Genomic DNA, 13,994 nt, shown 5'->3' with positions numbered 1-13,994 from the left:
GGGGGATAGGGTAAATTAAAGATTTCAGCAGTCGCTGAGTTGCAAAACTCGGTTATTCGTTGTGCTTTATTTTCCAGGCCACCAAATGTTTTCAGCTTATGCAAATGGCTTTCAACCTCTTTGTAATATTTCGTGCAATCCTCTTCTGTTCTTCCCTTCGGTTTTGGTGTTGGATTGGCGCGCAAGAATTTTAAAGTATTACCATCGATAACCGTAGTCTGATACAGTTTCAAAAATTCCACTTCAGGTGGGGCATAATCGACTGTATCGACTTTTGCGTGCTGTCCAACTAACTCTTCAGGGGTTAACTTAACTGATTCAACAACAGGTTCCTTGACTTTTTCTCTCGCGCGGATCTTATCTAATAGTCCTCCGGCTTGCATGAGTTTTGATAAAATAACTCGCCCAGCATCCATTCGCTCTTTACGTTTAGCTTCGATATCAATAGGCTGCCACATCTCCTTAATTTGACTCTCGTTGAGGTTTATAGGATATCCGGATTGCATTAGAGCACCGTATTTCATATTTGCTTTTTGCTCTAGAAAGTGATGAAACGCATTATTAATTGCTGCGACCTGGTTTGTGGTATTCTGAAGTTTATTTAACTTCTCTGGATGCTCATGTTTCAACCAAATCAAAAACATTTTTTCAACCCATTCTTTCTTGATTGCATCAGGAATGGGTTGCTTGCTAATGCTCCCCGCAACTGTATCCAGTTTTATGTATTCAGCATTTCCGGTGCCAATTGAATCGAAAGTATTTGCACTATACTCATCCGTACTTAATATTACTTTTTGTTCGATAATTTCAAACACTTTTTCTTTTAGCTTCTGATTTAAGCTTTGGATTTCCTGGAATACTGAACCAAATAAGAATGTATTTTTTCCTTGTCTGTAAAACTCAATCCTCTCCTCAGGTGTTTGCTTATACATATCCCTATTTTTATCAATTTCCAATCCAAGCCGTCCTGAGGCGAGTTCGTCTAATATCCTGTATTCAGAATTGGCTTCTAAATGATTGCTAATTACTCGCTCACGGAATTTATTAACGTGATTGAGGCGGTCGTTTGCCTGTTCTTCGATATTATCGACTTCAAATTCTCTTATCGCCCCCTCCGTCTCCTTTTTAACACTATCCAACACATGATCACCCGTTCTGAATACTTTGCTTATAGCGTTGATAGTTCGCAAATCTGGGGGAACTTTGGTCTTTAACTCTTGCAATTTTGCCAATAGCGTTTTTGCTGTAGCGATATTCTTTTTGGGGCCAGGAACCTCTTCATCGATTTGAAGTGTTTGAAGTTTGGTTGCAATCGAACGCTGCAATGCGTTTAACTCATCCACTTCTTTATTTAAAAGATCCAAACGCGCTGTCAGATTTCTTAATTTGACTGAATTTTTGTTATCACCAATAAGCTTTTGCTCTGTTTCTATTTCTTTTTTAACTGATTCAATAAGTTTTTTAGACTGATCAATCTTTTCGTCCAGTTTTTTATTAAATTGATTCAACTTATCTATAGTTTCTTTCAAGTTTTTAGCAGTTTGGTCAATGCTCGAAGTCATTTTATCTTCAAAGGCTTTGATCTGATGTTTATATACTTGTTTTATATAGGTTTCTTTATAAGCAGTAGAGGCATTACATATGTAATTCAACAGATCAACAACTTTAGGATTTATAAGAGCTTCTCTATCTGCGCGTAAACGCTTGAAGTATGCATTAATATCAATTTCTTTTCGTTTACCATCTATATTTATCTCAATTTTAATCGTTTCTTTTCTGGATTCACCGGAATTAAAAGTAACTAGGTTTGCGTCGATTAAATCTTCTGTCGTAACACGGGATAAACGACTTGTTGAAGATAAGCGCTCTTTTTCAGAATGTATATGTCTTTCATTGACACTTAGTTTTTTAATTTGATGATTCATTAATTGAATGGTGGCTTTCCATGCGAGAAAATTAGAATGCTTACTTAATTCTGTTAAAGCATCTGTATCAATTTTTCCTTCTATAGTCTTTAATGGCATTCCATCAGATGGCCAATCTTTAGGCTCTTTATTGTAAAATGCCGGGTCAAAAATTGCTTCAATTCTATCCTGTTGTTTGTTTTCTTTTAAATACAAATAAAATTCTTTAGCATGACTATTAATTTTGTCATTAATACGATCAATAGCTGGTTGATTTGAAGTCTTCTTCTGAGCAATTAGCTGTTCTTTCGCTTTGATCAAAGCTTCAAAATAACTCTTATAGTACTCTTCCGTCGGCGGTGTTTTTAATTCACTCAGGCGCATAGATACTTCATACAACTCGTCTGGAGATAGTATTTCAGGTTCCAATGCCATTTTCCTCAGTGCAACAGCATAGGATCCACTTAGTAATTTGGTTGCTTTGTCACTTTGTGCGACACCTTCCTTACCGCACACATCATCCAATATACCTTGCCTTTGATCCAGCATCATCGCCAATCTAACTTTTTTATAGGTTGGTTTTCCTAATTCATACAATTCGCAAGATTGGGCTTTTTTCGCAAAACAGTTTTGCGTATTTTGCGGTCTTTGTAGTAAATCCTGAAACTCAGGAGGTGAATCATCAGAGGCGATTGACGTAAAATTTTTGATGTAATTTGAATAGACGTCTGATTGGGCATTTAAAGCCATCAGCTTTTCCCAATAGCCCATATGACTACGCTCTTCCATAGTGGTATGTTTAATTTTTAAATCAATATGAGTCTCTGCCCAGCCAGCCATTGAGTTGGATTTTATTAAGGTCCGTAAGTAATCCAATCCGTCTGAAGTGTATAATTTTTCTTGAGGAACAGAAAAAGTTAAGGCATTTCTTCTCATCGATTCTTCGCCCATGCGCCACAACTTGAAGACACCCGAAATAGTGCTAGCAAGAGCGCCAAGGCCAGCCCATAAACCTTTTTTAGCAAAGACATCCCTAAAGTCTTTAGCTCCTTCCTTGATAACAGAAAGCCCTCCTTTCGCAAGCGCAGTATTTTCTAAAGCGCCAGATGAATCATACGTTGACAGCTTGATATTCGCACCTTCTTTCTTGATGACTAACTGCATAGCATGACCTTCCAGGCCTGTCTCAAGATATAGTGACTCCCCATCCTTTAGATTTTTAATCGCTTCCTGTACAGCTCGGCTTGCTAACAACAGCTTGTTTTCAAATTCTTGTTGTTTTTTTTCAAAATCATGCTCAACCTTCACGTAACTATCTTTGGGTTCCCCTTTTTTGGGATATGTTGGTCTATACCCCCCCCAATCCGCACCCACAGCCTTCAGTATATGACTCAAGTCTTGGGTATTTTTCATAGTGTCGTAATATTTCTTAACTTGTGCTTTTTCTGTTTTTGTTAACCTCACACCATACTTTTCAAATTCCTCAGGCCTCTCTACTAGTTTACTAAACAGCTCTCGTTCCATGGAAGTGACCATATCTGGATCACCACCAGTAGAGCAGGCATGCTCGCCATTTAGAGGATTTTCAACGAAAGGATCAATGACTCCTTTAATCGCATTTTCTACTTCCTCGATGATATTGTTGTCATCAGTGCTTCTTGTTAGTGATTCAATAACAGTATTTAAATCGCGGTGATGTGAATTTTTTGTCCCTGCCATCATCTGCGACGCTATAACCATACCGAATCGAGAGTGTAATGAGGTCAAGACACTCGCTTTATCACGTTTTTTTTCACCACCAAAGCCAGTTAGACCTGTTGCCTTTGCGACCTCTTGCGCGCCTTTCAGGCGTAATCGATCTAAATGATTCTTATCATCTTCATTGAGTTCGATAACTGGGGGTTTTTCCCTGACTTCTGGCTCTGGGGGGGCATTTTTAAATAAACTAACTCCCTTGTAAATGCCATAAGGTATAGCTCCCAAAACAAAAGCAGTGACTTTTAATACGCCAGCTCCCAGAGCATTCGCCGTATCAGCAATCCAAGAGCCTGCTCTGGACCAAAAGCCTGGGACACGCTTAGGAGAATCTTCATATGTTTTGACTGACGGTTTATAAAGTTCTGCTTTAATTTGATTACTATGACTAATCAAGTTTTGCCAGAGCTTGCCCTGCCAATAAAGATTATTCCCATTTATCGTTCTCTCTTTTAACTCATTTTCCCATATTACAGAGTTTATATTTTCATCGTTTTCCCTTTTTGCCATCTCGGTTTGAACGCTGAGATACAATTCTTTTGCTGAATCATAGTGAAGCATCGTGCTTAGTTTTTTTTCAAGTACAAATAACTCATTGTAGGACGCTCTTTCCAGAAGAAGTGTTCTTTCAACCTCGCTGTTAAACCCCAAAATCACATTCTGAGTAATCTCATCAAATATCCCTTTCAGTGAATCACTAATGGGTGTGTTTTCTTGAACAGCTACCTTAAGAACTGAATCTTTCTCAGCACTGGCATAAATTTGCTGCTCACGCTCATTAAGAAGCGATCTTAATTGTTTTCTTCTTTCTAAATCTGTTATTTGAGGCAAAACACGAGAACGCATAACCTTGATTTGATCGATGCTCATCTTTTGCAAAGAAGATTCTGCCTGTTTTATGTCTAAGCCAGAGAGTAGACCTACAATTTGTTCAACGTATTTAGTCATCACAACCCCACACGATAGTTGTTTAAATGTTTCATAGTCGTGGGATTAATTCCCATTTAAATCCAAATTCATATTTATTGTAAATTATAGAACACTATGAAATATTATTTATCAAATTTTATATTTTTTACTTCTTTTATTAAAGTATACTCCTAAAAAATTAACAAAAAATTAACTATTTGATCTATTTAAATATATTTTGACTTTCATTTGATCATTGTGAATGGTCATATTCTGGATGCAATTAGACTGTTACCTTGTTTGAATTCGATATAATGCCGTGATAAGGAAGCTAATCCGATAGATTGTATGTGTGAGAAAAGCGTAACAGGCCTTGTCCTTGAGAATTTTTTAGAAAGAGGCTTTCCTATATCTGTTATTCCGCACCTAGCCCATTAAATAAAAAAGATTGGCACAGGATCTGGTTTTTGATCTATTACTCCCTTTTAGGGGTAGTAACTGTGTCAGCACCAAGTTATGGAATTAAAAATCCGGATCATCATGAACTGGTAGCCGGATTGTGTCAGGAAATAGGAATTCACGTTAATTTAATGGACAAACATCTCGTGATACTTGATTGCCTTGGCCAGAGGTATAGGAAAATTTATTCTGGAAATTAGGTGTGGAATATCTCATTCATGCAAACCGCTGCTGTCCGATCAAATACATTAAACAAGTCATTAAGGAAGAAGGCTCATTGACTTATGAAAAATTACCAAGCCTATGTTCATTCGGAATAACATCATTTTCATCTTTGGAAAAAATTAGCGGCAAAGCCGTTTATTACATGTTCACATTTAATCAAATAATCGCTGTCATGGGAGCTTTCCTTTCCTTTTGTTTAAGTTTGCACTTCCATCAAAAAAGGAAACTCTCATATTTTCATATGTTTATTTCAAATTAGCTCCAAGGTAATTCGGTCAAGCAAATCTTAGTTTGATAATTTTTTAGTCGATTCCTCTTTGAGAAGTTCCTCTATATCAAGTTTATCAACTAATATCCCAATAGAATGAAGAATTCTTTGTACATTTCTACAAGAAGGTGAATCGCCTGTCAAAATATGTTCTCGCTCAAGTAAAGGAGTTTTGGCCAAAGCTTCTTTTATAGCATTAGCTTGTTTTAGGCTAGTTCGAGAACCAAAAAAACCAGATGCTTTGTACTCACGCGTGGCAATCTCTTTTTTAATATCTTGCATTTCAGGTGAAGTTATTACTCGATGAACTTTTACCAGATCATGGTATCGAAGCAATAGGAAAAGATAATCATCTTTATTCTCTTCTACCATTTGTTTCATAATATCACAGAAATTCTTTGTTTCCTTGTCCATTGATCCGAAGCCATTTGCCTCAATGTTTTTAATTAATCCTTCAACTTTAGAACGTATAGCATCAATCATCGGTTGGCGTGATAATGCCTTCGCGTCTTTAAAATAAATCTTTGCAAGTGACTCTCTATTACACTCAACTAGCAGAAGGTAATTATTAGCATCCTCCATACCACGCTGCTCAACAAGAGACATCGCATTTTTCAAATGTTCTTGGCAATTGACAGTTGGCATCACAAGGCTCATTTGCTCATATACTTTAATCAGATCATCTAAGCTAAATATATCTTTTTCCTGAGAGGCTAAAAGGACGATTGCTTTAGCCGTAAGTTCAACTCCCCAAAGATCATGAGCTTTTAGAATACTGCTTAATGAAACTGATTTATCTGAGGCCGCCAGTACATGAGCGTAACTTTCTTTATATTGCGGATGAGCATTTAATAATTTTATAAATTCATCTAATTTATTTTTATTATTTTCATTGTTTGAAGATGGATTTAATAGTAATTCCTCTGTTGTCTTCTGGAGTAAGAGTATGTTATCCAACTTAAGTGAACTTCGATCTCGTAGATTAATTTCTACTACAGCGGCAATACGCTCATGGTGGCTTTTTAACACATTTTCCAGACTTGACAAATCAATAGGTTTTTTCAAATTTTCAATTTCGAATTTTAAATGAGATTTTTCAACAAATATTTCATTTTCCACTGATTCAACTTGGGTTGTTTGTGTCACTTTTATGTCTTCTCGGACTGCTTCAATTGATGGTTTCGGAGGAGCAAGAAAATCTCTTATCGCTTTATGATTATTTTTTTCAGCAACCAAGACTGCTTTTTCCAATAACATTGGCGAGATAAAAAATGATCGGTTGTTAGCCATTTCTTGCACCAAAGAAAGATTTCCTAATGCGATCTGGCGCAAAAAAAACTGTTCTTGTTTCGCTTTATTTTTTTGTGAAAAGATCTGTTGCATCAATTTGCGTTCGCGCGCTAAACCACCAATAACATCCATTTGCTCAACAATTGAATCGATAGCAATATCAATTTTTACTCCGTCAAGTGTTTCAGAATCAATTTGCCCCTTCTGAAGCTGTTCTATGTCAGTTAAAGGCAGCGCTAATTTAAAAAGATTAACTAATAAATCTTTTTGATAAACCTGGTTTTTTTCTTCATAAACGTCATCGCCACCAGAGGTTTTCTTACGAATTCGTTTTCCATCTTTGTCTCTAAGGGCATTCCCTTTGGAATCCAGTTCATAAGCAATAGTTTTCGTTTTGTCATATGGGAACTCTCCTTTACGTAAAAGATCATAAGCAGTCTTAAGGTCTTCCTTAATCATTGCCTCTGTATAATGATATGGTGGCTTATCCTGACTTAGAACCAAAAGAGGCACGTCATATTGATATTTCTTTTTAATTTCGAGAGCATGAAATGCTAAATTAAGGCGATCAAAAAGTTGATCACGAGTTGCATAGAAAGCTTGTGTAGCCCCTTTCGTATTCCCCGCTAGAATTTCATTATGCCCTCCAACCTCAACGCGTTCCTTTTGCAGTTGAATTAATTGACTAAGATTAATCGCATATTTCGAACTTTTTCTAGCAGCCTCAATATTAATACGTTCAATCATCGCTGAATAAAGTTCCTTTATTTCTTTTTGTGCGACTTTATTCTCACTAAAACGATCAAGATATATTTTCCGCTCTTGCTGAAGCAACATTTTAAAATCTTGCAAGGCTTCATCATTTGGTCTATAAGCTTTGGCATTAAGTACATCAAAAATCTTTTTCTTCCGCTTTTGCAAATGTTCTATGAGCTCTTCTTTAGTGCTACTTTCTTTTATAAGTTTACTCTTGTCCAAAGCAATAACATTAGTTTTTGGGTAACGCTTAGGCTGCCCGGATTTTTCCATCTGAGCATTCAAATAATTACAAAAGTCCAAGTTAGTTTTAGAAGAATCTTTTATCCAAAATTTATTCACTGTATCCATGTTCTCAGACCAGATATAGCGCTCATCTCTCAAATCAACCTGACGAACGTCTGAAAGAACACCAATAGGGAAATAATTCCATTTTTTATCTGGATAACCAGAAAATGGTATCACTTTACCATGAGGAGGTAGTAAAGTATGAGCCAATTTTTTAGTAAAAATCGTATTTTGAGGAGAACCTGGTTTGCCCACAACCCAACCATCAGCAACCTTGTCTTCAAACTTAATCGGCTCAGTTACAGGCTCTTGAAAACGAACTTCAGGAAGTGTTGTGGTCACTACTTTTCGTTCGTAAACTCGGTTTGTTCTTGGATCAGTGTATTTTCCATGAATAACCGGGAAATGTATGTTCTCTCGAATAGGGGGAGTATAACGCTCGTGAACTGGATCTTCAAACGATCTTAAAAGGTAATCATAATCTGGAAACGACTCTCCGCTCAAAGCCGTAGTTGAAACAAGACGCACCAAAGCCTGGCTATTTTTTATCATATCCAAAGCAGTAATATTACCTTCTGGATCAACTAAAAACTCTTCTCTGTTAATCACTTTAGACACTGTAACTTGCTTAAACTCAATCAATTTATCATCGCGCAATTGCTTGTAATGTTCCCTATTTGCTTCAATAGACAAATGGTGAGGCGAGTGTTTAGTAATATCCAGTTTGACACCAAAAAACGTATCATATGCTTCTTGAAAAGCTTGAGCTTGTTCTTGGCTCTCGAAAGAAACAATAACTTTGTTTTTCGGTCTATCGTGTTTTACAACAGAAATTATAGGTAATTCAACCTTGGTTACCCCTTTGACTGGAGTAATGGATTGCAATGCATTAATTAAACTAACAGCATTTTTATGATGATTAATCTTATGAGGGTTATCTTCTTGAGTGTTTTGGAAATCAAACATTCGTTTGTCAGTTGTTAATTTAGGAGCCGCTGTGATGTGTTTTACTATTTCTTGAAGAATTAGATGTTTACGATAAGCTTCAAGAGTTGAATTGCTTTTATTACTCAGGGCGAGGCTACCTTCTAAATTGTTATAATAATTATCTACTTGACGAGCTTTTTTAATTTCTTCAATTAGTTCCTCTCGTGTCTTTTTATTGATAGGGGTCTGGAATCGCTTGTTTATATCCTGGATAGCTAATAGAATGTTATCTTTTTGAGTGTCGAAAGCCTCCTGAGAAATCAAACCAAACATAGATTTCTGACCAGTTAACTGAAGAGTATCAAAGCTACAACGTAAAAACTTGAACACAGCTTCCAATTTTTCTAAATTGGCGCTTTTTAACGAATCTGAAAGACCAGATAAATCGACGTAATCTTCTATGATACCAATCGCTTTTGCTCCTCCTTTTTTTGAAGGGTAGAGCGGATAACAACGTGTTAAGTCGATACCATGGGCATCATTCATCATACCTAATTTGGCATCAGCAAGTTCTCGAACAGCACCTTTAGGAAATAATTTTTCGAGACTATATTTAGGAGTTTTATTCTTGTAAGATTGGGGTTTGGTTGTCAAATTTAGTGCTTCTTCACGTGAAATATCGTTCCCTAATTGCTTTTCTTTTTCAATAACGTAATCGATAAATACTTGTGGTGGATCATCTTCTCTTCTATCTATTCGATCTTGAATATTGGAATAACCCATAAGTTCTACAACAATAGCATCCCGATACATTGCATCCAGATTGTCTTTATACAGATCTGTTAAATGGGTACGGCAGTACTTAAGATACTCTCTTCCTGAGGTGGTTCTAAAACTCTCATAAGTTTCACAACCTTTAACGTTATCACCGGTGTCATTAAAGCCAGTTTCATCGCGACGGCCTACAACACTGAATAACATCATCATCTGCGACTTTTCAAGTTCTGTATTATTGTCGAGTGCTTTTGAATGTTTATTAAATTCCTGTTTAAAAGCATGAATCCCTGTGACAAGATAAGAAACTCTAACTGAATGTGTTAAACCATGGTTTGGACGATGAACAATTTGAGTTATCTTTGACTTATATTGTTTCTCCAAACGTTTTTCATTTAAAGTGGATGTGCCACGTTCAATGATATCCTCATATAATTTTTTTGCTTTTATTTTATTGGCATCAAATTCTTCTAATTTTTTTTCCTCTGCTTCCAGTTGTTCCTTTTTAACTTTATCCTCAGGAACAATGCTTTTCAGTTCCTCTTTAAGTTCATCAATTTTTTTTACCAGAACAGCTCGTTCCTTTTCATGTTCGGATTTTTGTGAATGGAATTGAAATACAATAGCCAGGTCCTTTTTATCAACTACTTTCCCATCTAAGGTAATGTCAACAAATTCGGTTGCTACTTTTCCCGATAAATGCACTATCTTACCATTCGCAAGATGAACCATTGATAACTGGTTAAACCATCTATCTACCATAGGAGATATGGAATAAGGCTTTGAAAAATGATTCTCACTAACATACTCGATAGCTTTGAGAAACCGATTTTGATTGATTAATGTTTTCATTAGATAATCTCAATAATAAAATGTATTCTTAATGATGCAATTGCATATTTTGTAACCATATGATTACTTAGTCTAGTCTATTTTCTAGTCTATTTTTTTGTTTTTTGTGCTTTTTAATTTATAAAATTTAATTTATAAAATTTGATTTCCTTTTATGAATTGAGTTATTATTTGATATATTGTTTGGATATATGTCATTTATGTATATTTTTTTGACAAAAGAAATGTTCAAGCCTATGATTGAGATCGAATAAGAAATCAAATCGGAGAAAGTAATGCCTAGAATAGAAAGAAATAGAAAAATTGATAATTTCATTAAAATTGCGTTTCAACGTATCCGAGATACAATGAGGTTACTAACATCTACATCAGCAGATACATTTAGTGAGGAAGATAAATCCCAATTAGATTTTCAATTTCAGGCTCTTTCTGCATATGAAGATAGAGTAGTTTCTGAATTCCGAACCCTGCAAATTGAAAAATCCCCCCCACCTGCCTCAGTACTCAGAATTTATCAATCTGCTCTTGAAGAGTCTAAGAAAGCAATTAATCATTTAAAAGGCGATAGTGAGAGCTGCGAGCTAATATTAACTAACTTTGAAGAAGTAACCAAGTTTTGCATCAATGTGCTCACTAAAGAGAATGGAATGAAATTTTTCGATACGAAAGGGCTTAATGTCGAGGAAGTCAAAAGGGTAAATGGTGAAATACAAGAATCATGGGAAACGTTCACCAAAGAAAACAACATTATTAACTCCCCAAAACAAATTTTCAGTAAAAATATGTAAGGTTTAATATTGTCCAAGCCGAAAAGAAAACACCAGTAATATGGCAGTGTTAATAAAGTAGAAAATGTAGAAGAACTTGCGAATTTTTCCCCGCCATTAAACTAGAGCTAACTCGTTATCATTATGAGCCACCACTCCATTCTTTAACTTTCCAACCCGATAATCTTCAATACTGACTTTTACCCATAAATAAAATCATGCCATTATATTAGAAATTTTATTTATGGGTAAAAGTCAGATTTTAATCCTATAGAAAAATTTTGGGCTAACTTAAAATCATTTATCAGAAAAATTATTGGCCAATTCCATTCCCTTTCTGAGGCTATCGACCATGCATTCAAATCGAGCATTTAAAAATCAAAATACTATAGTATTAGCTTTATTGGGTTGGTCATGGAACAGCTCCACTAGGAACTGGGTTGTCTAATGGTGCATATTTTTCTATTTCTGCTAAAGTGGCTTTATAGCCCGTAGTTAATAAATCATAATCTTTATTGTCTGCCAAAATATATTCTTTTGCATAAGCAATTGCATCTTGGGCTTGCTCATAAAGCCGGCTATAAACTTCGGGGATCACTTCTAAGTTTCTAGCGGCTAGTAGAAAAAGGGATAATGAGTGGAGCATTCTTGCATAACGGACTGGATAATTATTCCAACTATGTTTTTTAAGTGCTGCGAGATACATTGATATCGAGTTAATGTAAGTATCTGTGAATTGTTTGTCACGAAGTAAAGTTTGAGCTTCAACTAAATTGATGGAAGCATCATAATTTCTTTGCTCCCACATCCATTCTTTGGGAACATGCATAGGAAAAATCCACCAATCATAATGGTATTTTTTAGTGAAAAATTCATTTGGCTTTTCTTGAAAGAGATGTTTATAAGTATGTTGCTGAACTTTTGCAATGATATTTAAACGTTTATGTTGATTAAAATGCACAATTATCATTTTTTCTCGTGGAGTTAATTCAGGATTCTCTAAACATCTTTCAGTATATTCTTCAATTTTTTTTTGGTCTTTAAAAAATCTAATTGCTTTGTCAACTTCAGTTTTTGAATTGGACATAAACATCTCCTGTAAACTTTGTAATTTTTTGTAACACTATTGAAAAATATTTTCATCTTATTTCTTCAGATTTTATCCGGAAGAGGTGATACCTGCTTCCGAAAAATAATGTTGTATTTTTTCAGAATAATGCCGTTTTAAGAGATGGCTCAAATTAGTTGTATCGCCCCGCTCTAAGGCATGATGCAAATTTTTAAATAAAACGGGATTTTCTTTTTGAAAAATGATTTCATATTGTTCAGAGATATTCATTATGGGCACAACAATTTCTATTCGTGGAAAATGATGGTTTTTAATTTCCCTTACTGTTACACATTCAGTATTGTTCTTAATTAAAGAAGCAAGATCTATACGGGGATTATCATAAAAGGGATTTATTGCTACAAAATCATTTTCATTGGCTTCTTTGTATTTCTGACGAGATATTTTTGTAAATTGTAAATCCTGAAGCTGGCATCTGCAGGTCGTATCTGTTTCCAGGTCATAAACAGCTTTTTGAAAATGAATCGATTCTTTCTTTGCTGGCCACTCTCCAAGCAATAATTTTGTAAGGAAAAGTGAGATAAATTGCTCTGACGCAGAATACTCTCTTGCTCCAGTTGTCATATCATTTTTATTGTAGGTGCGTTCGTACAAATCTAAAAATTCAAATGGGATTAAATATCTTATTAATCCACTGTCTATGGCTTGAGACTCCAGTTTAATCATAGGGATTAATCGTCTGGATTCTTCTTCGATGAAGTACAGCTCATATACGGTGATATGTGACGTGTCATGATAAAGGGAAAGCGTGTGTCCACATTTGATAGCTAAAGGCTCTTGCAGATCAATGATGTCTATAAAATTATGATTACTGCTATCAAATCCAAAATAAAAGTCATCGCCACGATATAAATCAGTTCTTTGAGCCAAGATTGTGATTTTATCATGCTGAGTTAATATTTTGGCCGGTGAAGAAGAGTGAAGGCCAAATCCACTTATATTGATTTTCATAGAAAACCCCTTGACTAAGCCCAAAGCCATTCCTTTGCTTTCGGTATATTTCATCAGTAATCGTTTGCTGTGTTAAATCTGGCTAATTGATTTTAAATGTTATTCAAATTATAGACTATTCTCGTGAGAAAATGCTTGTTTTGGGTCAATCCCTTTTCCTAGCCGGATCACGCTTCGAAAAAAGTGAATTAATGATTATTGCAACGAACCAAGATCCCAGAACTGGTATTCCAATTTATAGTATTTTGATTTTTAAATGATCGATTTGAATGCATAGTCGATAGCCTCAGAAAGGGAATTGAATTGGCCAATAATTTTTCTGATGAATGATTTTAAGTTAGCTCAAAATTTCTCTATAGGATTAAAATCTGACTTTTACCCATAATTATTATTACCAGAAAATATACGTAGCATCATGATACTTTGCTGAAGCTCTTCATATCCTCGCCATAATGTCATTGCTCCCGGTAGGCTATCATTTTTCCTATTCAAAAATCCGCCTAATTTGCCTAGCCAAATAAGTGCTTGTTTTATATTGGGAGGTTTTTGAGGTACCTGAGTTGTTTGATGCTTGCGAATATAAAGAATTTGCCATTCTTCTTGAGATAAAATTTGAGTACAATCTGTTTCAGGAGCAGTTAAAGCCAGCTTTGATAAAAGTAAAATTTTATAGGTAATAATACTTTTTAAAGCAATATGACGTAATAGTATGGACCCCGCCACCTATCGAAAGGCTTCTA

Annotated in this window: 6 protein-coding genes and 1 pseudogene; 2 read left to right on the top strand and 5 right to left on the bottom strand. The window is 35.3% G+C overall.

Annotated elements, in window-relative coordinates:
* Positions 1 to 4,607, bottom strand: a pseudogene (locus CC34_RS01000000116545) (hypothetical protein); the annotation flags it as partial.
* 428 nt (positions 4,608 to 5,035) lie between these two features.
* Between CC34_RS01000000116545 and CC34_RS1000000117545 the strand changes: the two are divergent.
* On the top strand, positions 5,036 to 5,227 hold the full coding sequence (locus CC34_RS1000000117545; RefSeq protein ID WP_129894879.1) for a hypothetical protein: 192 nt from the start codon (positions 5,036 to 5,038) through the stop codon (positions 5,225 to 5,227).
* A 311-nt stretch (positions 5,228 to 5,538) separates the two neighbouring features.
* On the opposite strand, the gene CC34_RS0111535 is transcribed toward CC34_RS1000000117545, so the two are convergent.
* Positions 5,539 to 10,407, bottom strand: a complete 4,869-nt coding sequence (locus tag CC34_RS0111535) for a SidE phosphodiesterase domain-containing protein (RefSeq protein WP_028378818.1) — start codon at positions 10,405 to 10,407, stop codon at positions 5,539 to 5,541.
* A 275-nt stretch (positions 10,408 to 10,682) separates the two neighbouring features.
* Between CC34_RS0111535 and CC34_RS01000000116540 the strand changes: the two genes are divergently transcribed.
* Positions 10,683 to 11,195 carry a hypothetical protein gene (locus CC34_RS01000000116540; RefSeq protein WP_050598227.1) on the top strand — a complete coding sequence of 171 codons (513 nt, stop codon included), beginning with the start codon at positions 10,683 to 10,685 and terminating at the stop codon, positions 11,193 to 11,195.
* 391 nt (positions 11,196 to 11,586) lie between these two features.
* On the opposite strand, the gene CC34_RS01000000116535 is transcribed toward CC34_RS01000000116540, so the two are convergent.
* From CC34_RS01000000116535 to CC34_RS0111515, 3 genes are all read right to left on the bottom strand, one after another.
* Positions 11,587 to 12,261, bottom strand: a complete 675-nt coding sequence (locus CC34_RS01000000116535) for a hypothetical protein (RefSeq protein ID WP_050598226.1) — start codon at positions 12,259 to 12,261, stop codon at positions 11,587 to 11,589.
* A 72-nt stretch (positions 12,262 to 12,333) separates the two neighbouring features.
* Positions 12,334 to 13,254: a hypothetical protein gene (locus CC34_RS0111520; protein ID WP_027228657.1), complete on the bottom strand. Its 921-nt coding sequence runs from the start codon at positions 13,252 to 13,254 to the stop codon at positions 12,334 to 12,336.
* Between the two features lie 375 nt (positions 13,255 to 13,629).
* Positions 13,630 to 13,977, bottom strand: a complete 348-nt coding sequence (locus tag CC34_RS0111515) for an IS4 family transposase (RefSeq protein WP_027228656.1) — start codon at positions 13,975 to 13,977, stop codon at positions 13,630 to 13,632.
* Positions 13,978 to 13,994: the final 17 nt, after the last annotated feature.

The organism is Legionella pneumophila subsp. fraseri, assembly GCF_000586315.1.
In the GTDB taxonomy this organism is placed as follows: domain Bacteria; phylum Pseudomonadota; class Gammaproteobacteria; order Legionellales; family Legionellaceae; genus Legionella; species Legionella pneumophila_B.
The sequence above is the reverse complement of the archived record's forward strand: the minus strand, read 5'-3'. Positions and strand labels throughout refer to the sequence as shown.

Bases quoted from the DNA above. Each gene is read 5' to 3' on its own strand.
- CC34_RS0111535 (WP_028378818.1), bottom strand. From the start codon at position 10,407: ATGAAAACATTAATCAATCAAAATCGGTTTCTCAAAGCTATCGAGTAT.
- CC34_RS01000000116540 (WP_050598227.1), top strand. From the start codon at position 10,683: ATGCCTAGAATAGAAAGAAATAGAAAAATTGATAATTTCATTAAAATT.
- CC34_RS01000000116535 (WP_050598226.1), bottom strand. From the start codon at position 12,261: ATGTCCAATTCAAAAACTGAAGTTGACAAAGCAATTAGATTTTTTAAA.
- CC34_RS0111520 (WP_027228657.1), bottom strand. From the start codon at position 13,254: ATGAAAATCAATATAAGTGGATTTGGCCTTCACTCTTCTTCACCGGCC.